The following is a 23,285-nucleotide window of genomic DNA, read 5'->3' as shown; positions in this document are numbered from 1 at the left end:
AACGTGACATCCTATTAAATACGCTATACTAATCATTGAAAGGAGGTCTTTATCATGTCCATTAATTTTCATGATGCAAATAATAAGTACACATATGCAACAAGAAACGCTCATATTTCTTGGGCTGAAATGGTAAAAAACATTACAGACATACAAAACAAGCAAATAATTGATATTGGCTGCGGTGGCGGGATTTATACGAAAGAACTTGCTCTTATGGGAGCCAAAAATGTTGTTGGGCTTGATTTTTCAAAAGAAATATTACAAGCTGCAAAAGAAAATTGTAACGGCTTTCCAAACATTTCATTCATCCACGGTGATGCACATAATATCCCATGTTCTAATGAAACATTCGACATAGTTATTTCACGCGCAGTTATTCATCATTTACAAGACATTCCTACATTTTTACGTGAAGCTTCTCGTATATTAAAGAAAAACGGTGTACTTATTTTACAAGATCGAACGATTGAAGATTGTACAATTCCAGGAAGTCCCGAACACATTCGTGGATATTTTTTCTCTATATTTCCAAAACTCATTGAAATAGAGTCAAAAAGACGACCAAAAACCAACACGATACAGAAAGAATTACAACAACATTCTCTTCACGTACTTCCAACACAAACACAATGGGAAGTACGAAAAATACATGATTCTGTAGAAGCACTGCTACAAGATTTATCTCCTCGAACAGGTCGATCCATTCTATACGAGTTAACAGATGATGAACTTTCTCAACTTCTACAACATATCCAGACCGCATTACAAAACGTCTCTCCTATTATTGAAAGAGATCGGTGGACAATTTGGAGCGCCATGAAATTGTAAGGAAGGAAGCCTCACAAAATAATGTGAGGCTCCCTTTCTTTCATAATCTAATTTTGCAACACTCTTGATATCCTCCACTTCTGGCCTGTGCACTTCCACACTTCGGACATACTAAATATCTAGACTGATTTGTCAACAAACTACCTTTTTGAAAGAGTAAAACTTCTGCTTGTTTAAATGAACGCGAATAATATAACCACATAAAACCAATTATAGCAATAATGCCAAATAATACTCCCATCGCAAGCATTTCAGTCACCTCTTTTGGTTTGTTCTTTCCAGCAAGTGGATTGTTGTATTATTCTCTGTAAATTCAAACAATCCCTTCTTTACTCCTATAAATATCAACTTTCTCTATAAATTTTACAATTCTCCGCAAATTTTTACTCCCGTTTTACAATTCATCATTCCCTTTGCAACAACGAATATCACTTTCGATATTTCCGTATATAAATATATCTTCCAAAAAATATATTGACTTTCTAAAAAAAAAATGCAACAATACTGTCAGAATACTTGAATAAAAATTCATTGACGAGAACGAGTACGTTATAGAACTGTTCCCCAGAGAGTTGGCGATTTGCTGAAAGCCAACGTTCAGTGCGTAACCGAAAATCATCTCTGAGAAGTAGAACCGAATGTTACAGTAAGTTCTTACCGGCTGTCCCCCGTTACAGGGAACACGTATCATGTTGTACGTTGCAAAGCCGTATACATATAGATTTATTTCTACATGTGTAAATTAGGGTGGTATCGCGGGTAAATATAACTCGTCCCTTTCTTTAGGGACGAGTTTTTTGTGTTCTTACAAATGCATTTAAAAAAGGAGGAAAAACAATGAACACTGTATCAAAAAAACATATTTTTTTCACGGGTCTTATGCTATTTTCTTTATTTTTTGGGGCAGGTAATTTAATTTTCCCTCCCATGCTTGGGCAAAACGCAGGCGAAAATTTTTGGCCCGCAATGATTGGATTTTTACTAACAGGAGTCGGTTTACCATTATTAACTGTTATCGCAATTTCTCTATCAGGAAATGGAATGCAGCAGCTTGCAAGTCATGTTCATCCATTATTCGGAATATTCTTTACGGTAGTTGTATACATTGCCATTGGTCCATCCATGGGCATCCCACGTGTTGCGAATGTCGCTTATGAAATGGGTGTTAGTTCTTTCTTACCAGAAACAATTCGCTCTAGCAGCCTAGCGCTATTTGTATATACAATCATATTCTTTGCTATCGTATTTTGGCTGAGTTTGAATCCATCTAAACTGGTTGATCGTATCGGAAATATATTAACACCTATTTTATTACTCTCTATTTTCTTATTGTTTGTTAAAAGTGTATTTACACCACTTGGGCAATCAGGACCAGCAATGCAAGAGTATCAAACTTCTCCAATCTTCAAAGGCTTCATGGAAGGATACTTAACGATGGATACCATTTCAGCGCTTGCATTCGGAATTATCGTTGTAAATGCAATTCGCTCTAAAGGTGTGAATGATCGTAAATCTATTGCCATCGCAACAGCAAAAGCAGGGCTTATTGCCGCTACTGGTCTCGTACTTGTATATGGTGCACTTGGCTGGCTCGGTACAACTAGTGTCTCCCTTGGATACGCACAGAATGGTGGAAAGCTACTTACTGTTATCGTACAACAATTATTTGGTCCATACGGTTTGCTCCTATTATCTCTTATCGTTACACTCGCTTGTTTAACGACATGCGTTGGACTCGTATCTGCGTGCAGCCAATATTTTTCAACATTATTGACTACATTTTCATACAAAACGTTCGCGAGTATCATTTGCGCATTAGGATTATTAGTTGCCAACTTAGGTTTAACAAAAATTATCGCAATTTCTGTTCCAATTCTACTTGTTGTATATCCAATTGCGATTGTACTCGTACTACTATCGTTACTTCATAAATACTTCGGTGGATATCGCTCTGTTTATGTAGGTGCTTTAATCGGAGCAGCAGTTGTGAGCGTATTTGATGGATTAAAACAAGGCGGTATTCCAGTCTCGTTTATCACGTCCAACTTTGAATTTATTCCTTTATATAATGAAGGAATAGGCTGGCTATTGCCAGCATTAGCCGGAGCACTTATCGGATTTACTATCGCTAAACTAAGCGGTGCTAAAAAAGTTCCCTTAATAACCGAAGCAAAAGCATCCTAAAAAAACTCCCGAAAGGGAGTTTTTTTACATTTGATAAGCAGTATGATTAAAACTGCTTATTTTATACACTTTCGTATAATATTCAATATTCGTATCAACTGTTTCTACCTTAACAACATCATAGCAGTCTTCTTGCTTTACTAAAAATAAATAGTATTCCTCTGTTGCCTCAATAATCGCAATTTTATCTGTTTCAACATTATATTGTTCACAAAGCGCTTGTAATGCGTTCACATAATCCCCTAATTTTTTAGACTTATCCATTCCGAATATAGTTTGAACTAACATATACATTCTCCCCTTTGTATGTACTGTTAATACCTTAATGATAACGCTTACATTATTTATCGTCAATAAAAACATTCAATGATTTTAACGCCATATCTATATTGTAGCGAGCCAATAATCAGCGAGGAATTCCCCGCCAATTAAAGCTTCACTTTATCACTTCGTTAATTGATGCCTAAATGCATAAATAACTGCCTGAGTACGATCACTTACATTCAATTTATTTAATATGTTACTCACATGTGTCTTTACCGTTTTCAGTGCAATAAATAACTCGTCCGCAATCTCTTGATTACTTTTTCCCTCTGCAATTAATAACAAAATCTCAAACTCTCTTTCCGTTAAGTCATCATGCAAAGGTTGCTCTTTCTTTTGACGCATACGGGACATCATTTTCCCGGTAACTTTCGGCTCTAATACTGTTTCTCCATCATAAGTAGCTCGTACAGCATCAGCAATATCACTTGCTCTTGATGTTTTTAATAAGTAACTGGTCGCCCCAGCCTCAATAACAGGGTACAATTTTTCGTCATCTAAAAAGCTTGTTACAACTACAATTTTTGCTTCTGGCCATTCTTGAATAATAGCACGTGTTGCTTCGACACCATCCATCTCATCCATAACAAGGTCCATTAAAATAATATCCGGTCTTAATTGCAATGCTAATTCTGATCCTTTTCGTCCATTCTCAGCTTCCCCTACTACTTCAATATCTGGCTGTGTAGATAAATATGCCGATACACCCATACGAACCATTTCATGATCATCGACAAGCAATACTTTTATCATACTTCTCCCCCTCTCTCAATCATAATCGGTACTTTTACTTCTATTTGTGTACCTTTGGCCGGGAAACTAAGTACCTTGAGTGTCCCACCAATTTCATGAACACGCTCTTGCATCGATCTTAGGCCATATGAACCTGCCTTATTAACCCCTACTTCAAACCCAACGCCGTCATCAATGATTTTTAAAATCGCATATTGATCAATTTTTCGAAGGCGCACTTCTGTTTTCTTTGCCTTCGCGTGTCGCAACGTGTTTGATAGCGCTTCTTGCACAATACGGAATAAATGATCTTCTACACCTTTTTTTAATTCTATTGGCTCAATAAGCCATTCAATTTTCATATGTTGTTTTCGCGATAATTCCGTTAATAATTCCTCTATACCTTCTGTCAGTTTCTTACCTTCCAATTGTACAGGACGTAAATGAAGGAGCAATGCTCTCATTTCTGATTGAGCATTTACAACCATATTTTCAACAAGTTGTAATTGTTTTTTTGTCACATCTGGAAATTCAGTTATTTGTTCATTAATCGCTGACATCATCATCGACATTGCGAAAAGTTGCTGACTTACTGAATCATGCAACTCCCTTGCTAAACGATGCCTTTCTTGAGAAATTGCTTCTTGTCTCATCTCTTCATTCCAATGAGCTCGTTCATTCGTTACTTTTTGAAAGAGTCCAGCTTGCTCCTCTAATCGACGAGCCAGAACGATTACTTTTCGTTCCACTTCATGAAATTCATCATCTGCAGTAAACGAAACATCGCTCGGAAAATTCCCTCGCTCTACTTCAAATAGAAACGTATTTAATCCTTGTATACGCTGCTCTATATAGTAACCGATTGCATATCCTACAATTCCCCCGATAAGTAAACTTGTAGTCATAATAAACAAGCCAATTGGAACAGAAGCGATGGATTCCTTCCATAATAAATCATACACTTGTTGCTCGCTTTTCCATACATATACAATTGTACAAATGAGTGCGATACTAACTGAGGACAACATAGAATAACGAATATACATCCACGAAATATTTTTTTGTTTCTTCATTATACTTTCCTCACTTCCGTGTCGCCTACGACAAGCGAAGAAATAATTTTAATACGACGAGGAGCCTCTTTATACTGCTCTGTTCTAAATGTAACATTGCGGTTAAACCCCGTCTCTTCATGACCTGGCAAGAGCACACGTCCGACAATAACAGAATGATTTAAAGAAAGTTCAATATCATATGGCACATATAAACGAATATTACCAACGACACCCCGAATAACAATTACGGTTTCCCCTTCTGGAATCATAGCAGTAGTTAAATCTATTTCCACATCACAAGCACCGTATTGAACATTAATATCCTCAAGTTCATAAATATGATCCATCATTCGTACATTGCCTACAAACATATTTTTCAAATATGGTTCTGTACGATATATTTGCTTCTCTTCGTCTATAATCCCTTTTTCTTTAATTTCAACCTTCATCGCTTTTTGCTGATGCCCTTGTTGAATCAATTGATAACCAATTAAAGCTAAACAAGCAAATACGACAAGAACAAATGCTGCTGATGAAAATAAGAAGAATAAAAATACGATACCACCAACAAATAAAAATACATTTCCCCGTACATAACGATTCTTTTTACGATAATGCCTTCCAAACATAAGCATAATAAATGCAAAAATGAGACCACCTGGTTCAAAATGTCCAAGTATCATATCAAGAAAAAGACCGAATCCAAATATGATGAGGAGCATCCCCATTAATTGTGTCTTTGAAAAATGTTTCTTCATTTCAGCTCCCCCCTTCTTGTCACATATACATAGAAGAAAAGGCATTGCTTTCCAACACCTTTTCTCCTATCACTATATCATAAGCCTGTTTTATAATATACTACTATTATTTTGTTAACTCTTTCGTTAACGATACATCATTCTTTTCTTTCATTTCACGCTCAAGTTTTGCAATTTTCATATCAAATGTGTCACGCTCATGCTCTTCATTCATACGAGTTTCTAAGTCACGAATGTGATCTTCAATTTCTTCAAATCGTAAGAACGGATTATTTTCATCCATTTTATGCATCGCAGTATTCATACGACGATTTGCATGTGCCATATTTTCACGTGCCATTAGTTCCATACGCTTTGCGTGCATTTCTTTTAATTTATTTTTCATTTCAGAAAGACGACGCTCTAACTCATCAATTTGCTCTACAACACCTGCATACATTTCTTCTAATCGCGTTACTTGCCCTTCATAATAAGCTACCTCTTCTAACGCACGTTCGTGCAATTGTAATTCACCTGCTTCTTGAGCAATGATAGCTTGCTTTGATCTTTTATTAACGAAATAACGTGCTTGCTCAAGCTCACGAGCAAAGTTAGATTTTAATGTTTTATGACGCTCAATTAACTTCTCAATTTTTGTTATTTCGCGCTCACTATCACGTAAATATTGGTTTAACATCGCAATTGGATTTTTTCTTTCCTTCTCATCTAACACGTTATGAAAATCAGCTAAAATTGCATCGCGTACACGTCCGAATAAAGATTGTTTCATTATAAATCTTCCTCTCTTTTACTTTAATTATAATTTGATTTATTGTTTTAGTTTTTCATTAATTTGTTCCACTCATCTTCAAAGTTGCTATATGGTTTAGAACTTTCTGGAGCAGATTCAACAACTACATCTTTTTCTTTTTTCCATTCACGGTATCCGTAATATAAAACCACTAAAGCAGCGATACCGATTAATGCTGGCGAATGAGAAAGTGCAATGGATAAACCGATTAAACCAACAATACCCCAAGCTAACTTTCCAAAAAATGATTTAGCTCGCACAAATGATTTATAGCTCCAATATACAACTCCTGCTCCGATTGCGAATCCTACAATACCAGCAAGACTACCAAGAGCAATTAAGGCCAAAATACCGGCTGCGATAAACGCTAGAAATTGTTTCATCTTGTGCTTGCCTCCCTTCGATTTGATACTCTTATCTTAACTATTTTTTCATCTTTCCATAACGAGCTTAAGAACCGTTTTTAACTCAGACTTAAGACCGAGTCATATTCAGCCCTTTACGCAAAAAAACGTGCAGAGTTTATTCTCTGCACGTTTTTTTAATTACTAACATTCATATTAAATTAAGCTGTTTTATGATACTCTTTTTTCTCAGCTACTTTCGAAAATCTTGGAAATCCAATTAAAATAGAAACAATCCCACATACTCCAACTAAGATTGGATAAAATGCATATGGCAACAATTCAACCGGAGATAACGCTGCAAATCCTGCTGCCGTTAACATTTGGGCACCGTACGGAATTAATCCTTGTACACAACATGAGAAAAGATCTAATACACTCGCTGATTTACGAGGGTCTATTTCATATTGATCTGCAATATTTTTTGCAAGCGGGCCTGTAAAGATAATTGAAATCGTATTATTCGCTGTACACATATTCGTCATACTCACTAAACCAGCAATACCAAATTCCGCTCCTTTTTTCGAACGAATATTACGTGTTAATACATTCATTAAATATTGAATACCACCATTATATTGGATTAATTCAACCATACCGCCAATTAATATAGCAAGTAATACTAACTCCATCATACCGCCCATTCCAGTCGTTACACTTTTAAAGAAACTTTCTAACGTGTAACTTCTATCTATAAGGCCGATAACACCAGATAGTACAGTTCCACCAGTTAATACAATAAGTACATTCCAGCCAAGTAGCGCTGTAATAAGTACTCCTGCGTACGGTAAAATCTTTATCCAATCAAAGCTATGTGCTTTAATCTGCGTGTCACTTCCTGAAGTAACTATTACTAATAGTACAATTGTAATAATAGCCGCTGGTAACACAATTAAAAAATTCGTTTTAAACTTATCTTTCATTTCTGTTCCTTGTGAACGAACAGCTGCGATTGTTGTATCTGAAATAAATGATAAATTATCACCAAACATCGCTCCGCCAACAACAGTAGCCATTGCAAGCGCAATTGAGATATCAGTTTGACCACTAATACCTACAGCAATCGGCGCTAATGCTGCAATTGTTCCCATTGAAGTTCCCATTGCTAATGAAATAAATGCACCAATAACAAAGATTCCAGCTACGATAAATCCTGGCGGTAAAATAGTTAACGCTAAATTAACAGTTGAGTCTACTCCGCCCATTCCTTTAGCAGTTTCAGAAAATGCACCTGCAAGCACAAAAATTAATACCATAATCATAATATCCGGATTTCCTGCACCTTTAGCGAACCGCTCGACTTTCACATTAAAACTTTCTTTACGATTCATCACTAAAGCGACTCCTACAGCAATTGAAATCGCTACAAGTATCGGCAATTTATAAAAATCACCTGTAATAATTCCAGAACCAATAAATAGCGCCAAAAATATCCCAAGTGGTAATAAAGCTAAACCATTTCCTCTCGTTTCTTTCAAAGTACCATCTCTCCCTAGTTTCAACCTTTTTCTAATGAATAACAAAAGACCTCTTCCGATGAGAAGAGGTCTTATACATCTATAAGAAACGCTCTTCTCATCTTCCAAGCACATGCTTGCTGGATTTGGCACAGCACTCTGAAATCGAGTCCGCTGCCGAGGCATCGTAGGGCCAGTCCCTCCGCCTCTCTTTATAAGAAGGTTTCATATTTATTTTTTAATAATAATTTCTTCTCTAACTTTACTCGCTTACAAAACAAAAGTCAATTATTTTTTGTATAGATTTTTTTGGTAATTATACAAAAATTTGAATACAACAATTATTTTAACTTTTCGATTTCTTCTTCCAATATTGAAATCCAATAAAATTCACTATTTTTTATTGCTGTTAATATCCATTTCGTAGTGTACCAAGCTAACTCATACTCTTCCTTCGTGACATCGCCACTTTTATAAGCATCCTCTAGCTCTTCTTCATCTAATATATACACCTTACCGCTGGGTAATAATACTACATCTAAATATAAATCATCAAAATACGGTAAACCACGATCGTCTATTTCATATTCTTTCGTCACATCAATATAATATTGCACTAAATTGTGCCTATCATCTAACATAGCTGTAATCGCAAAGTTCTTTCCATTAATGAAATATTGAACCCACGTATACCCATCACTTGCAATACAAATTTCTTTACCATCATATTCTTTACAACTAGGCTCTCTCACCTTTTTTATATCCAGTATTCCGAGCATTCCCTCTTCCACTTGCTTAACCGTATAACTCTTTTCTATTAGTCTTTTCCACGAAGAACCGTCACCATATTTACGTTTCATTATGTCTACTCCTCTTCTATATACAGAAAAGCCCCCACATATTATGTGAGAGCTTGTTCATATTATAATTAAGCAGCTTGACCCTTTTCAGAAATCTCTTTTAAATAAGCTTGTCCTTTTTCAGCGTCATATTGACCTTCCCACTTAGACATAACTACAGCTGCTAAAGAGTTTCCTACAACGTTAACTGCTGTACGAGCCATATCTAAAATACGGTCAATACCAGCAATGAACGCTAAACCTTCAGGTGGAATACCTACTGTACCAAGTGTCGCTAATAATACAACGAATGATACGCCCGGTACACCTGCGATACCTTTTGATGTAACCATTAATACAAGTAATAATGTAATTTGTTGTGTAATAGATAAATCAATACCGTACATTTGCGCCAAGAAAATAGCTGCAATTGCTTGATATAAAGTTGATCCATCTAAGTTAAATGAATAACCTGTCGGAATAACGAAAGATGTAATTGCTTTCGGACAACCGAATTTCTCCATTTTCTCCATGATTTTTGGTAAAACTGTTTCTGAGCTTGCTGTAGAATACGCTAAGATCAGCTCGTCTTTTAAAATCTTAAAGAATTGGAAAATGTTAATTCCAAATATTTTCGCTGTAAGTCCTAAGACAACTACGACGAAGAAGATCATTGCTCCATATACGACAATTAGTAATTTCCCTAATGGAATTAATGAAGCAAGACCAAATGTAGAAACTGTAACACCAATTAGTGCAAACACACCAAATGGTGCAAATTTCATAACTTGGTTTGTTACATAAAACATTGCATCAGCTACACCTTGGAAAAATTGAAGAACTGGTCTTCCTCTCTCACCAATTGCTGCTACACCTAAACCAAATAGTACAGAGAAGAAGATAATAGCAAGCATATCTCCGTCAGCCAATGACTTCATAATGTTCGTTGGAACAATATTTACAAACGTATCTGCAAATGAATGACTTTGTACTTGCTCTGTCGTATGTGTATATTTCGAAATATCTGTCTTTGTTAACTGCTCCATATTTACGCCTTTTCCTGGTTGGAAAATATTCGCTATTAATAGACCAACAATAATTGCAATTGTTGTAATAATTTCAAAGTAAAGAATTGTTTTTCCGCCTAGTCGACCTAGTTTTTTAACATCGCCAACACCAGCAACCCCAACAACAATACTTGCTACAACAATCGGTACAACGATCATTTTAATTAATCGGATGAAAATATCACCAATTGGTTGTAAGTACTTCACAACAGCTGGATTATCAAAGAAAATCGCCCCAACCGCAATACCAAGCGCAAGCCCTATTAATATTTGCCATGCAAGTCCTATTCTTTTCATATTTGTTGTAACCCCCTCTTCGATGTGTCACTCTATCTCTCATTCTATCTCTATAAAACTAAGAAATTAAGAGTATTACATATTATTCGACAATTCACTACATTTTGTCCCTGTTAAAAATCATAAATCAAAATTTAAAATCTGACAACAAAATAACTTTGCCCGAATGCAAATAATTTTCTTGACAAAAAATAAACCCATGTCAGAAAACCTCACATGAGAACGATTCCTTACTAGTGTTTTATTAGCTTTCTAAGTACTATTTCACCCCATAAAAACTATTACTTTCCTCCTGTATTTTACAGATAAACCCCAAAATATACCTTTATTACAGACATAAATAAAATGTAAGTACTATGACAATTAAAGTTGAAAAATGATAAATTCCGACAAAACTTAGCAATTTTATAAAGTTTTCTTTACATTATGATTACAACGATAGACACTCTTCTTCTTATGATATATAACATTCATAGGGAAAGGAGTCAGACAACTATGAAAAAGAAATTTGCAGCGTTTAGTGTTTTAGCAGCAGGAACGATTTTTGCTTCCCCGTTACTTTCACCCGTATACGCTGAAACAAATCAAGATAAACTATCTAACATTCAATCTGAATTAGAAGGCAAACAAAGTGACTTACAAAATAAATCAGTCGAGAAAGAACAAATAGAAAAAGAAATTCAAGAATTACAGAAGAAAATCGATGAATTAACTACTTCTATTAATAAAAACGAGGCTGAATTAAACGATACAAAAAAAGAAATTAGCAAAACACAACAAGTAATTACTGACAAAAAGAAACATATAGAACAATTACAAACAAACATAGATACACGTCAGGAAGTTATTAAACAACGATTACAATCTATGCAAGAAAAACCGCGTACAAATATCATTACAGAGGTACTAACAAATTCTTCAAATATTGCCGATCTTGTTGATAATATGTACTCCGTAAGTTTAATATTAAACAATGATACAGATATTGTAAAAAAACAAACATCTGATCAAAATGCTGTAACTACAGAAAAAGAGGCTGTTGAGAAAAAAGAACAACAACTGAAAGAATCTGAGCAAAAACTAGAACAAAAACAACAAGAATTACAAAATAACCAACAGCAGCAACAGACTCTTATTAACGATCTACATACGAAAGTAGCAAAAGTAGATTCAGAGATTGAAGGATTAGAAGAATCCAAAGGCATTTTAGAAAATCAACGTCAAGCTGTGCAAAAAGCAATTGAAGAAGAAAAACGGGCCGAAGAAGCTCGTAAAGCGGAAGAAGCTCGCCAGGCAGAAGAGGCTCGCAAACAACAAGCTACTAAATCTGCTCAAGCAACTCAAGCAGCTCCAACACCACATGATACAAACATCGGTGGCTTTATCAAACCAGCAGCTGGATCAAAAACTTCCGGATTTGGTGTACGTTCTTTAGATAACCATAAAGGAATTGACATCGCCGCTTCGGGAACGGTTCCAATTATCGCTGCTGCAGATGGCGTTGTTATTCGCTCAGAATTATCATCTAGTTACGGAAACGTAGTGTATTTATCTCACCGTATAAACGGAAAAACATATACGACAGTATATGCTCATATGAATAGCCGTTCTGTATCGAATGGACAAACTGTAAAACAAGGCGATCAGCTTGGATTTATGGGGAACACGGGCCAATCATATGGACAACATTTACACTTCGAACTTCATCTTGGAGAATGGAATGTCGGCAAGACAAACGCAGTCGACCCATCTCCTTATATTGGATTATAAAAAACCTCGGTACCTACCGAGGTTTTTTATTTACACTTCACACACTATAGGCATTCTACATAGACTATAACTAAATGCCTATAGTTGACGGGGTGATCAATATGAATACGCAATTACAACAAAAAATAGAAGAAGCTAGAGAGACGTATATTGGCCGGATATTTACATTTGGCGGCTCAGTATTATTTTTAATCGGTTCATTCCTTGCAGTCACTACAGCCTATAAAGCATATAATCGTTTATTACACTCATCAACATCCACATAAAAAAAGACGGGAGATCCCCGCCTTTTTTTATGCAAACATTTTAAATACACCTATCGCATTTAAAAATACAATTATTACAGTTACCGGAATAACATAGCGAAGTAAGAAGAACCAAATGTTAAATAACGTTTTCCCCTTCGTTTCCGTCACTTCTAATTCTTTCATCAATAACTCTTTACTCATTTTATTTGGTACAAATAATGAAATAGCTAGTACTCCTAACGGCAGCAATACGTTACTTACCGAGAAGTCAACTAAATCAAAGAATGTTTTCCCGAATATTTTCACATCACTCATAATCCCAAATGATAAAGCTGATGGAATACCGACTGCAAAAATAAGAATACCGATTAATAGTGATGCTGACGGACGCTTCTTCTCATTACCTTTCGCAACAGATGCTACTACAATTTCAAGCATTGAAATTGCTGATGTTAAAGTCGCAAAGAAGAATAAAATTAAAAACATAATAAAGAAAAATTGACCAAATGGTATTTTTGCAAATACTGCTGGAAGGACGATAAACAGTAATCCTGGTCCTTCAGTTGGTTTAACTCCTAATGCGAAAATCGCTGGGAAAATTGCTAATCCTGCAAGTACTGTAACAAAAACAGTTAAACTTACAATAGATGTTGCTGATTTCGCTAAATGTTCCTCTTTCTTTAAATACGAACTATACGTGACCATTACTGAGGCACCTACTGTTAGTGAGAAGAAAGATTGTCCCATCGCGTATAAAATCGTATCTGCTGTAAGCTTTGAAAAATCTGGTTTTAAGAAGAACTCTACTCCAGCAAAAGCACCATCGAGTGTTAACGCACGAACAATAATCGCAATAAATAAAATAAATAATAGCGGCATCATGTACTTACTTGCCTTTTCTATACCTTTCTCTACACCTTTACTTACAACAAAAATCGTACAAAGCATAAAGATGAATTGCGCTCCAATCGCACTTAACGGATTTGAAATCGTTTCACCGAACAATTGTCCATAATCAGCTACTCCATTCCAGAAACTTCCTGTGACACTATAATATAAATAAAGTAAAATCCATCCACCTACAACACTATAAAAAGATAGTACACTAAAACAAGTAACAACTCCCATACGACCAATCCAAGGATATAATTTGCTCTTTGGCACTAGTACTTTATAAGCTGTGACCGCCTCTTTTTGCGTGCTACGTCCAATAACAAACTCCGCTATTAGAAGAGGCATACCTATAAATACAGTTAATAGTAAAAATACAAGGAAGAATGCGCCTCCCCCGCCATTACCTGCAACATACGGGAATTTCCATATTGCACCAAGACCTACTGCGGCTCCAGCTGCTGCGAGTACAAAGCCTATTTTCGACGTCCATTGCTGTGTTTCTTTCATCATAAATTCTCCTTTTCTGAATATTTAAACTTTTGTTAATTATACACTTTCATTTCATACTCGCACACCTCCTTTAGAAAATAAAAAAGTCCCCTACACGCAAATATGCATGTAGAGGACGATATATGTAATGTAAATATCGTGGTACCACCTCAATTGGATTGATAAATCCCACTTGTTCAAGTACAGGAATAATTCCGATACTCTATCCTTTTAACGGCGGAACCCGGGTTGCCTACTACAATGTTCAACATACCTCTCGCAAGCCCATTCTGTATAATTTATCGTACCGGGCTCCCACCTAACCCCAGCTCTCTGAACGCATCAAATATACGTACTCTTCTTGCTCATCGATTTCATCTATTGAAGTTACTTGTGATTATAAATTATATTTTTATATTTGTAAAGCGCACTTTATCTTTTATTATTTTAAAACCTTTCCCTCTAATTCTCGCAAAAAACTTTCTCTTTCCCTCTCGTTTTGCACATATACTGATTTCAACACTTCTTGGAGCAATATATTTCGATCTCTCTTTTCTAACTGTAAATCTTTTAACTTCACCCTTACTTCATATAAAAAATCTAAATACGATTCATATGTCTCATCATATTTATTTGCAATCTCATCTCGAATTTTTTTTGCGAGCTTTGGGCTCGCTCCCCCAGTAGAAACTGCTATATTAAGCAAACCACGATGAATCGCTGCTGGAAAGTGAACATTACCACTTTCCGGATTTGTAATAACATTTACTAATTGATTCTCTGCGGCATCTTCAGCAACTTGTTCATTTAATATTGAATCACTACTCGCTGCAACAACTAAAAAAGCATTTTTAATATCACTTTTTTCATATTCTCTTTGATACCAACGAATTTTCTTTTCTTCCACAAATTTTACTAAATTCGCATCTAATTCTGGACTTATTACAATTATATCCGCACCTTGTTTGAGTAAAGGAATAATTTTAAATCCTGCAACTTTTCCCCCACCAATAACAACAACTCGTTTCTCATTAACTCGCACTGTAAGTGGATACATACTGATCTCCCTTCAATAACTCCGTCGTTTTCTGAATTAACATATCTTGAAACGCTTCATTCTTCCCTAAATATGGACTGATTTTTATCTCTTCCAATGCATATTGGCGCACTTCTTTCTCAATATGTTTCATAAGTAAACCTGTAAATAACAAATAAGGTAGCACAACGATGTTCTCCACTTCCAGTTCTACAACTTCCTTCAATTTCCTCTCAAATTTCGGCTCTGCAGCCGCTAAATAACAAACCTCAACTTTTTTAATTTTCTCCTCAGCTTGAAATAAAGAAGCGATCCATTTTATATCTTGTAATACTTCAGGATCACTACTTCCTCTTGCAACGAGCAGAAGGGTCACTTCAGCCTTCCCTTCCTGTTCAATACCACTTCCGTTATAGACTGATTTTATAAGTGTTTCTGATACGCCAAACGGATTACCATAAGTCACTTTAACATTCGGATATTGATTCTTGAGCTTTACCAATTCAAATGGAATATCTTTCTTCACATGACCTGCCGCTAATAAAAAAACAGGGATGGCAATAATCTCCGTGGCCCCACGCTTCACACATGTACGAAAACCATCTTCAATAGAAGGATTCGCTAACTCTAAAAAACAAACTTCTTGAATATTCGCTTCTATACGACTCATACACGATGTAATAAATTGAATCGCCTCTTCTTTCGCTGTCTTCAAACGACTTCCATGACATATATATAAGACGGCTTTCATTTTACAACACTCCACTTACTTGATAAGCATTTTCTGTTTGCTTCTCGAACCAATGGATTTTTTCTCTAAAACGGACAACTTCTCCAATTACAATCATGCTCGGATTTTGAATTTGCTCTTTTTTCGCAACATCTACAATTGTTCCTAATGTCCCAACAACTGTACGCTGCATAGACGTCGTCCCCTGCTCAATAATAGCAGCTGGCGTACTTTTATCTTTTCCATACTTCATAAGTTGCTCACATATGTAGGGCAAATTACTAACCCCCATATATACCGCTAAAGTCTCTACACCTTTCGCTAAACTTTCCCATTTCACTTCTTCTTCAGCACCTTCTTTCCTATGCCCAGTCACAATAGCAAAACTTGCACTTGCATCACGGTGCGTCACTGGAATACCAGCATAAGCAGGTGCAGCTATTCCAGACGAAATACCTGGGACGATTTCAAATGGTACACCTTGCTTTGCTAATGCTTCCGCTTCTTCTCCCCCTCTACCAAATACAAATGGATCGCCGCCCTTAAGCCTCGTTACAACTTTCCCTTTTTTCGCATACTTAATAAGAAATGTATTAATTGTTTCTTGCTTCATCGTGTGATAATTCGGGAGTTTCCCGCAATAAATTAAATCCGCGTCAGGCTTTGCGTGTGAAAGCAGCTCTTTATTCACAAGGCGATCGTATAAAATAACATCTGCCTTCTCAATACATTTCAACCCTTTAACAGTAATTAAATCTGGATCGCCAGGACCCGCTCCAACAATATAAATCTTCCCCATCATCTCTCCTCATTTCTACTATTAAAATGAAACTTCCATTCGTATATAAGAATGGAAGTTTTTATTTTTTCGTATTACTAATCTCTACTCATGAATAACAAATGCCGCACCTTTTCGAATCTTCTTTTTTTCAAACAAAGAAATCTCTTTTACCTCTGGCAACGGTAAAAAATGTTTTTCAAGCTCAATCTCCGCAAGCTTAAATGCCTGTTCTTCACTTTGAGCAACAACAACAATCGGAACAATATCACTCACTAATACAGCTTCAAATCGATATAAATCCATATTGCCCCCCTAAGACGCTATGACTTCTTCTAACACGTTATTTAACGCTATTTGCAATGTATCTACACCAACACGACCTACAAAATTATAAAATGTTTCGGCTGGTAATTTATTCTCTTTGAAATAACTTATAAATGATGCGAGTACATCAGGTAGATCCTCGCCATCTATTTTTCCTTTTAACTTTTGATTGTAGGCACCTCCATCTAACAACGTTCCACCTACGTATATCTCAAACGCTTCAACAATTCCCTTTTCCTTCGTTTTCATTTTCACCCCTTGTAACCCAATGTCAGCAATTTGCCGTTGACCACATGAGTTCGGGCAGCCTACCATATGAATTCGAACTGGAACATCGAGTGCAATTTGTGTATCTAAGTATTCTGCAATTTTTCGTAATCTTTCTTTCGTTTCTACTAGTGCAAGATTACAATATTCAATACCAGTACATGAAACCGCATGACCAATAAATGATTTCGGGCTTGCAGATATCGCTTCAAACAACGGTTCACTAAGTAATCCTTTTACATTTTCCGGAGGAACGTTCGGAATAATAAAATTTTGTGAATTACATGTACGAATTTGTCCATTTCCATATTGCTTTGCGATTCTTGCAATCTCAAACATTTCTTCTGCATGTAAACGACCTACCGGTACATTAAAACCTACATATTTTAATCCCTCTTGTTTTTGGTCTTGAACACCATAAAAATAGCCTGCATTCCATCCTTTAAGTGCACTTTCCCCTTTACTTTGTAAAGGCCCTGTATACTCTATTAGTTTCTCTTTAAATTTCTCTGCTCCCCAGTCCGCAACAAGAAATTTCAAACGGGCTAAATGACGTTTCTCACGATATCCAAAATCACGGAATATAGTAGCAATCGCAATCGCCACTGCCTTCACTTCTTCTGGTAAAACGAACACATCTAATTCATCAGCTAAATATGGACGGGCTGATAACCCTCCGCCTACTTTTATATGAAAACCAACTTTTTTCTCACCATCTATTTCTTTCATAGCAGGTGTAAATGCAACACAGTTAATCTCTGCGTTTGCTGAGTTATAAATATTAGAACTAATAGACATTTTAAATTTACGTGGCAAGTTAGAAAACTCTTCATTATGTTGGAAGTAGTCATATACCTCTTTCACAATATGTGTCGTATCAAATAGTTCATTTGCATCAATTCCAGCAAGCGGATTACCTGTAATATTCCGCGTTATATCACCACAAGCCCCCGCTGAAGATAATCCAACTCTTGCTAATCTTTTAAAAATATCTGGAATTTGCTGAATTTCTAACCAGTGAAACTGAATCGCCTGTCTGGTAGTAATATCTATTACATCACGTCCATAATCCTCAGCGATAGAAGCAAGTACTTCTGCCTGCGCATTTGTAATAATCCCTGACGGAATATTTACCCGCATCATAAAATAACCAGCTTCTTTTGGACGTTGTAAATACAATCCTGCCCATTTAAAGGCATCCCACTCTTCTTTCGGAATAGATTCAAATCCATTTTCCGCATAGTAAGGAATATCATTAAAAATTTCTAAGCCATCTTTTTCTAATTTATTTTTCTCCGTTTGATTTAGTTTTTCATTGTTAGCCCATACTTTTTCATAACTCATTTTTAAATCCCCCTATATAAAGTGAAACTTTAATCAGTAGAGTTTTATTCATCCCACGCTGATTATTAGCCTTAACCAATCGGGTCTTTATGGGCAGCCCGACCCCCACCTAACTTCCTTGCCCCAACCGAACTTTGAGGTAGGAATTTTACTTCCCGGCAAATAGCGGGATAAAACTACGCTCTTGTAAGTACTTCACGATTTGTTCTGCAGATTCTTCAATAGAATATTTGTGCGTTTCTACAATTAATTCTGCTTGCTCTGGCTCTTCATAAGGCGAATCAATACCTGTGAAATCCTTAATATCACCTTTTCTTGCCTTTTTATAAAGCCCTTTCGGATCACGTTTCTCACACTCTTCAATCGGACACTTCACAAAAATTTCAATAAATTCATCTGCCGCTAATAAATCTCTTACTTGTTTGCGGTCTACTCGAAATGGTGAAATAAATGCTGTAAGGACAACTGTTCCTTGATCTACAAATAACTTTGCCACTTCGCCAATACGTCTTATATTTTCCATGCGATCACTTTCAGAAAATCCTAAGTCTTTATTTAAACCGTGGCGAATGTTATCCCCATCCAGCACATAATTTCCAATATTCTTTTCAAACAATTTACGAGCGACCGCATTCGCTACTGTAGATTTACCCGAAGCTGATAAACCAGTAAACCAAATTACAAAACTGTGATGTCCATTCTTCACTCTTCTCTCATCTTTTGAAACCGAAGCTGTATGCCAAGTAATATTCGTATCCATCTCGTTCTCTCCCTATTCTGTTACTACTTCTTTTTTTAAACCTTTAATTAGCACTTCTACTACTTCTTTACGACTAAATGTACTTGGCGGAATCTCACCGTTTCTTAATAATTCTCTTACTTTCGTACCTGATAAAATAACATGATCTTCTTTTCCGTGCGGGCATGTTTTCGTTGAAGCCATCGCTTCACATTTCGTGCAGTAAAAACTATGTTCAAAGAATAGTGGTGTAATGCCTAACTCTTCTATCGTAAAATTCGTGAAGATTTCTTGCGCTTCGTATGTTCCGTAATAATCTCCTACTCCGGCATGATCACGTCCTACAATAAAGTGGGTACATCCAAAATTCTTTCTTACTAACGCATGAAATATCGCTTCTCTTGGTCCTGCGTAACGCATTGCAGCAGGAAATACACTTAAAAAGACACGATTTTTCGGATAATAGTTTTGAAGGAGTACTTCATAGCTTTCCATTCTTACATCAGCAGGAATATCGTCCGATTTCGTTTCTCCAACGAGTGGATTTAAAAAGAGACCATCTACAATTTCAAGAGCAGATTTTTGAATATACTCATGGGCACGATGTACCGGGTTTCTCGTTTGAAATCCGACTACTGTTTTCCACCCACGTTTTTTAAATTCTTCTCTCGTTTCAATTGGGTCTAAATGATAAGAAGGAAATTGATTATTTTCAAAGCGTTTTGTTAGAATAATAGTTCCTCCAACGTAAACGTTTGGTCGTTCATATAATTTTTTCACTCCTGGATGAGCCTCATCCGTTGTTTTATATACAAGTAACGCTTCTTTTTCTTTATCTGGTACGAAAATATCTTCTATTTGAATAGCACCATATATATTTCCATTGTTGACAAGCTTTACTTCCTCTCCGGTCTTCAGGCTTTCTGCGACTTCTTCTGTTACCGGTAATGTAATTGGTATACTCCACACACTACCATTTGCTAAACGAAGCGTTTCTACGACTGAATCATAATCTTCCTTCCCCAAAAAACCAGTAAGCGGGCTATATCCACCTGTCGCCAATAGTTCTAAATCACTTAAAGCAATGTTGTCTAATTTAATTTCTTTTTCAATTTGTGATATATCATATGTCTCATCTATACGGTTTACTAATTCGTTTACTGTGCTCATTTTCTATATCCCCTCTTAGCTTTATTTCAAGATTCATCTTATTGATAATGAAGACCACATTCGGTTTTCACTTTCCCAGCCCATCTACCATCTCTTGAATCGCCACCATCCCCTACAGGTAAAGTACATTTCTCACACCCAATACTTGGATAGCCAACATCATGCAACGGGTTATACGGCAAGCTATGTTTGTATACATATCGCCAAACTTCTTTCCACGTCCAATGAATGAGTGGACAAACTTTAATAGATTGAAAACGATGATCTTGATTTATAAACTTTGTATGCTTACGTGTTTCTGATTGTTCCCTTCTTAAGCCCGATATCCATGCTTTTTCCACGACTAATGATTTTTCTAAAGGTAAAATTTTTCTAATCTTACAACAAAGATTCGGATTGCTCTCCCACAGTTTTTCACCATGCAACTTCGCCTGTTCATCAAGTGTAAGTTCTGGCTGCTTTTCTATAATATTCAATGAAGGAAATCGTTCCCTCACTCTTTGAATTAATTCATATGTTTCTTGAAAATGAACATTTGTATCCAAAAATACAACTTTAGCAGATGGATTTACTTGGTTTATAAGGTGCAGCAATACCATACCTTCCACCCCAAAGCTACATGCGTAGACGATTTCATCTTTATACTCTTCATAAGCCCAATTTAATACTGATAACGCGCCTTTTGTTTCATCTTCTTCCGAAAACGAAACAACATTTTCTTCCCACGTTTCATACGTCAACATGTTTTTTCCCCCTGTAAAAGCAAAAAGACGGTTTTAACCTAATGAAAATAGGTTAAAACCGCCTCTAGTTTTTCTAGTCAGCGCTTTTCACTTTAAGCGTACTTTTTCACTTTTCTCTAACTGAATTACTTTTCCATCTTGCACAACAATTGTAATTGAGCCATATTTCATATCAGCAAGCATCGCTTCAATCTTCTCGGATACTTCATCAAAATGTTCCCGTACACCCACGCGAACAGCCCCCCTTTTTATTCATAAAAAAAATCTTTCCCATTTCGAAAAGACTGTTCGGTAATATATTTTACCTTATCTTTCAAAATGGATTCCATTTTGCTGGATTTAGCACCTTGCTTTCTATAAGCAGGTTGCCGAGCTTCTTCGGGCCAGTTCCCTCCGCTTCTCTTGATAAGCTTTGTATTTGTATTTTATCACAATTCTGATTTTTTTCAATCCTAGTTTTCCGATATATTTTAATTATTTTATTTTACAAAAAAGGAATTGCCCATCCGAACAACTCCTTTTTCTATTTAAACAAGCTCTTTAATACGTATGCGATCGTTCCCAATAATATTTTCATATGTTTCGCGTTCCACAACTACTTGCGATGTTCCGCCTTTTGCAAAGACAACGGCTGGTCTTCGAATCCGATTGTAATTATTCGCCATCGAGTACCCGTAGGCTCCTGTACAGGAAACTGCTAGTAAATCAGCAGAAGCGACTTTCGGTAAATGAATATCCCAAATCAACATATCTCCGCTCTCACAACATTTCCCCGCAATCGAAACGAGTTCCTCATTCTCATCATTCCCTCGATTCGCTAACATTGCTTCATAACGCGCACTATATAAAGCAGGTCTTAAATTATCTGTCATTCCACCATCGACTGATACATATTTCCGAATACCAGGAATATCTTTCACAGATCCAACTGTATAAATTGTTGTCCCAGCATCACCTACAATGCTACGGCCTGGTTCAATCCATATTTCTGGCAATGGATATTCACATACAGTAAATTGTTCTCTCACTGCACTTGTTACAGCTCGCACATATGTCTCAAGAGTTAACGGTGTATCCGACTCTGTGTAGCGTATTCCAAATCCCCCGCCTACATTTAACACTTTTACTACATAGTTTGTTTGCTCTCTCACTTCTTCTAAAAATTGGCGAAGAACTTCAATCGCTCGAACAAAGCCAGCTGTTTCAAATATTTGCGATCCGATATGCGAATGAATCCCTAGCACATTATAATTGGATTTTTGTAAAGCAAATCCAATTGCCTGCATCGCTTGACCGTTTGAAACGCCAAATCCAAATTTCGAATCATCTTGGCCTGTTGTAATATATTCATGTGTGTGCGCCTCTACTCCAGGCGTTACACGAATTAATATGTTCACAAACTTTCCATGTTGCATCGCTAAATCGTGTAAAACTTCTAATTCAAAGAAATTATCTACGACAAAACAACCGATATTCGCCTGAAGAGCCATCACTATCTCTTCTTCCGTTTTATTATTTCCATGAAAATGAATACGTGATGCTGGAAATCCTGCTTGGAGCGCAGTATATAATTCTCCTCCAGAAACAACGTCTAATGACATATTCTCTTCACGAGCTACTCGGCACATCTCCATGCACAAGAACGCCTTGCTTGCATATGCTACTTGATAAGAGAAACCACTTTCTTTAAAAGCACGATGAAATGCTCGGCATTTTCCTCGAATAGACTCTTCATCGTATACATAAAGTGGTGTTCCGTATTGCTTTGCTAGCTGCGTCGTATCGCACCCTCCAATTTCTAAGTGTCCTTGCCCATTAATTCGGCTTGTGCCGTGTAAATACATTTAAATTCCTCCCTTATTTCCTCTAAAACTCATAACCCCAATCTTCTATTCATTGCAGCACGCTTTTAGATAGACAAAAAACGCGCGGAACAATGTTCACACGCGTTTCTTATTAGGAAAAATATATATTGAAAAAATAAACGAGTTGTTATCTCCTCAAAATAAGAA

General features: G+C 36.3%; 25 protein-coding genes, 2 riboswitches and 2 other annotated features. Of the genes, 4 read left to right on the top strand and 21 right to left on the bottom strand.

All coding sequences use genetic code 11. From position 1 onward, the window contains the following. The first annotated feature begins 54 nt into the window (after nucleotides 1–54). A complete protein-coding gene (locus ACTJJY_RS01270; RefSeq protein WP_440604830.1) occupies nucleotides 55–831 on the top strand; it encodes a class I SAM-dependent methyltransferase in 777 nt (258 codons plus the stop codon). Between the two features lie 40 nt (nucleotides 832–871). On the opposite strand, the gene ACTJJY_RS01265 is transcribed toward ACTJJY_RS01270, so the two are convergent. Then, nucleotides 872–1,081, bottom strand: coding sequence for a hypothetical protein (locus tag ACTJJY_RS01265; protein ID WP_000880630.1), 210 nt, complete (start codon nucleotides 1,079–1,081; stop codon nucleotides 872–874). A 272-nt stretch (nucleotides 1,082–1,353) separates the two neighbouring features. Continuing rightward, nucleotides 1,354–1,612: a binding site (T-box leader), on the top strand. A gap of 56 nt (nucleotides 1,613–1,668) precedes the next feature. Here ACTJJY_RS01265 and brnQ3 point away from each other — a divergent pair. Continuing rightward, nucleotides 1,669–3,015 (top strand): branched-chain amino acid transport system II carrier protein BrnQ3, encoded by a 1,347-nt coding sequence (gene brnQ3, locus ACTJJY_RS01260; RefSeq protein ID WP_440604829.1) that lies wholly within the window; start codon nucleotides 1,669–1,671, stop codon nucleotides 3,013–3,015. A 24-nt stretch (nucleotides 3,016–3,039) separates the two neighbouring features. Here the strand turns inward: brnQ3 and ACTJJY_RS01255 are convergent, their stop codons facing one another. The 9 genes from ACTJJY_RS01255 to gltP form a co-directional block, all read right to left on the bottom strand. After that, the gene (locus tag ACTJJY_RS01255) at nucleotides 3,040–3,378 is read right to left on the bottom strand and encodes a DUF3922 domain-containing protein (protein WP_440604828.1); all 339 of its coding nucleotides are present in this window, start codon (nucleotides 3,376–3,378) and stop codon (nucleotides 3,040–3,042) included. An 81-nt stretch (nucleotides 3,379–3,459) separates the two neighbouring features. Further along, nucleotides 3,460–4,092, bottom strand: a complete 633-nt coding sequence (locus tag ACTJJY_RS01250; protein ID WP_000598707.1) for a response regulator — start codon at nucleotides 4,090–4,092, stop codon at nucleotides 3,460–3,462. Next, complete coding sequence (locus ACTJJY_RS01245) at nucleotides 4,089–5,144, bottom strand: sensor histidine kinase (protein ID WP_000744326.1); 1,056 nt, start codon at nucleotides 5,142–5,144, stop codon at nucleotides 4,089–4,091. The genes ACTJJY_RS01250 and ACTJJY_RS01245 overlap by 4 nt, the downstream gene beginning before the upstream one ends. Continuing rightward, nucleotides 5,144–5,884, bottom strand: coding sequence for a cell wall-active antibiotics response protein LiaF (gene liaF, locus ACTJJY_RS01240; protein WP_000716094.1), 741 nt, complete (start codon nucleotides 5,882–5,884; stop codon nucleotides 5,144–5,146). Before liaF ends, ACTJJY_RS01245 begins: the two co-directional genes overlap by 1 nt. Nucleotides 5,885–5,990: 106 nt before the next feature. Beyond that, nucleotides 5,991–6,653 carry a PspA/IM30 family protein gene (locus ACTJJY_RS01235; RefSeq protein WP_000814127.1) on the bottom strand — a complete coding sequence of 221 codons (663 nt, stop codon included), beginning with the start codon at nucleotides 6,651–6,653 and terminating at the stop codon, nucleotides 5,991–5,993. A 47-nt stretch (nucleotides 6,654–6,700) separates the two neighbouring features. Beyond that, nucleotides 6,701–7,057, bottom strand: coding sequence for a lmo0954 family membrane protein (locus ACTJJY_RS01230; RefSeq protein WP_000808640.1), 357 nt, complete (start codon nucleotides 7,055–7,057; stop codon nucleotides 6,701–6,703). Nucleotides 7,058–7,239: 182 nt separating this feature from the next. Continuing rightward, on the bottom strand, nucleotides 7,240–8,556 hold the full coding sequence (locus ACTJJY_RS01225) for a Na+/H+ antiporter NhaC family protein (protein WP_440604827.1): 1,317 nt from the start codon (nucleotides 8,554–8,556) through the stop codon (nucleotides 7,240–7,242). Between the two features lie 94 nt (nucleotides 8,557–8,650). Further along, nucleotides 8,651–8,756, bottom strand: a riboswitch (SAM riboswitch). A gap of 120 nt (nucleotides 8,757–8,876) precedes the next feature. After that, entirely contained in the window at nucleotides 8,877–9,395 is a 519-nt protein-coding gene (locus ACTJJY_RS01220) for a DUF402 domain-containing protein (RefSeq protein ID WP_440604826.1), read from the bottom strand. A gap of 68 nt (nucleotides 9,396–9,463) precedes the next feature. Continuing rightward, complete coding sequence (gltP, locus tag ACTJJY_RS01215; RefSeq protein ID WP_000821130.1) at nucleotides 9,464–10,738, bottom strand: glutamate/aspartate:proton symporter GltP; 1,275 nt, start codon at nucleotides 10,736–10,738, stop codon at nucleotides 9,464–9,466. Nucleotides 10,739–11,233: 495 nt separating this feature from the next. Here gltP and ACTJJY_RS01210 point away from each other — a divergent pair, with 495 nt between their 5' ends. After that, complete coding sequence (locus ACTJJY_RS01210) at nucleotides 11,234–12,508, top strand: murein hydrolase activator EnvC family protein (RefSeq protein WP_029441822.1); 1,275 nt, start codon at nucleotides 11,234–11,236, stop codon at nucleotides 12,506–12,508. A 101-nt stretch (nucleotides 12,509–12,609) separates the two neighbouring features. Beyond that, a complete protein-coding gene (locus ACTJJY_RS01205) occupies nucleotides 12,610–12,774 on the top strand; it encodes a hypothetical protein (RefSeq protein ID WP_001096002.1) in 165 nt (54 codons plus the stop codon). Between the two features lie 27 nt (nucleotides 12,775–12,801). Here ACTJJY_RS01205 and ACTJJY_RS01200 read toward each other — a convergent pair whose 3' ends face one another. From ACTJJY_RS01200 to lysA, 11 genes are all read right to left on the bottom strand, one after another. Next, nucleotides 12,802–14,157, bottom strand: a complete 1,356-nt coding sequence (locus tag ACTJJY_RS01200; protein WP_440604825.1) for a sodium-dependent transporter — start codon at nucleotides 14,155–14,157, stop codon at nucleotides 12,802–12,804. A 111-nt stretch (nucleotides 14,158–14,268) separates the two neighbouring features. Continuing rightward, nucleotides 14,269–14,517: a binding site (T-box leader), on the bottom strand. A gap of 64 nt (nucleotides 14,518–14,581) precedes the next feature. Beyond that, complete coding sequence (locus tag ACTJJY_RS01195; protein WP_098033715.1) at nucleotides 14,582–15,196, bottom strand: NAD(P)-binding protein; 615 nt, start codon at nucleotides 15,194–15,196, stop codon at nucleotides 14,582–14,584. Next, nucleotides 15,171–15,926, bottom strand: coding sequence for a sirohydrochlorin chelatase (locus ACTJJY_RS01190; RefSeq protein WP_213743710.1), 756 nt, complete (start codon nucleotides 15,924–15,926; stop codon nucleotides 15,171–15,173). Before ACTJJY_RS01190 ends, ACTJJY_RS01195 begins: the two co-directional genes overlap by 26 nt. Nucleotide 15,927: 1 nt before the next feature. Further along, nucleotides 15,928–16,704: a uroporphyrinogen-III C-methyltransferase gene (gene cobA, locus ACTJJY_RS01185; RefSeq protein ID WP_440604824.1), complete on the bottom strand. Its 777-nt coding sequence runs from the start codon at nucleotides 16,702–16,704 to the stop codon at nucleotides 15,928–15,930. Nucleotides 16,705–16,788: 84 nt separating this feature from the next. Then, entirely contained in the window at nucleotides 16,789–16,989 is a 201-nt protein-coding gene (locus ACTJJY_RS01180) for a DUF3906 family protein (RefSeq protein WP_000366918.1), read from the bottom strand. A gap of 9 nt (nucleotides 16,990–16,998) precedes the next feature. Continuing rightward, the gene (locus tag ACTJJY_RS01175) at nucleotides 16,999–18,621 is read right to left on the bottom strand and encodes a nitrite/sulfite reductase (RefSeq protein WP_440604823.1); all 1,623 of its coding nucleotides are present in this window, start codon (nucleotides 18,619–18,621) and stop codon (nucleotides 16,999–17,001) included. Nucleotides 18,622–18,769: 148 nt separating this feature from the next. After that, nucleotides 18,770–19,381, bottom strand: a complete 612-nt coding sequence (gene cysC / locus ACTJJY_RS01170; protein ID WP_440604822.1) for an adenylyl-sulfate kinase — start codon at nucleotides 19,379–19,381, stop codon at nucleotides 18,770–18,772. A 12-nt stretch (nucleotides 19,382–19,393) separates the two neighbouring features. Then, the gene (gene sat, locus ACTJJY_RS01165) at nucleotides 19,394–20,530 is read right to left on the bottom strand and encodes a sulfate adenylyltransferase (RefSeq protein WP_053564911.1); all 1,137 of its coding nucleotides are present in this window, start codon (nucleotides 20,528–20,530) and stop codon (nucleotides 19,394–19,396) included. A 38-nt stretch (nucleotides 20,531–20,568) separates the two neighbouring features. Beyond that, nucleotides 20,569–21,273, bottom strand: a complete 705-nt coding sequence (locus tag ACTJJY_RS01160; RefSeq protein WP_000959018.1) for a phosphoadenylyl-sulfate reductase — start codon at nucleotides 21,271–21,273, stop codon at nucleotides 20,569–20,571. An 87-nt stretch (nucleotides 21,274–21,360) separates the two neighbouring features. Next, complete coding sequence (locus tag ACTJJY_RS01155) at nucleotides 21,361–21,504, bottom strand: YezD family protein (RefSeq protein ID WP_000538896.1); 144 nt, start codon at nucleotides 21,502–21,504, stop codon at nucleotides 21,361–21,363. A gap of 72 nt (nucleotides 21,505–21,576) precedes the next feature. Next, nucleotides 21,577–21,685, bottom strand: a riboswitch (SAM riboswitch). Between the two features lie 115 nt (nucleotides 21,686–21,800). Then, a complete protein-coding gene (gene lysA, locus ACTJJY_RS01150) occupies nucleotides 21,801–23,117 on the bottom strand; it encodes a diaminopimelate decarboxylase (RefSeq protein ID WP_000280643.1) in 1,317 nt (438 codons plus the stop codon). Nucleotides 23,118–23,285: the final 168 nt, after the last annotated feature.

This window comes from Bacillus sp. 22475 (genome assembly GCF_052044835.1).
In the GTDB taxonomy this organism is placed as follows: Bacteria; Bacillota; Bacilli; order Bacillales; family Bacillaceae_G; genus Bacillus_A; species Bacillus_A cereus.
Note: the sequence above shows the minus strand (reverse complement) of the source record. Positions and strands in the feature narration are given on the sequence as shown.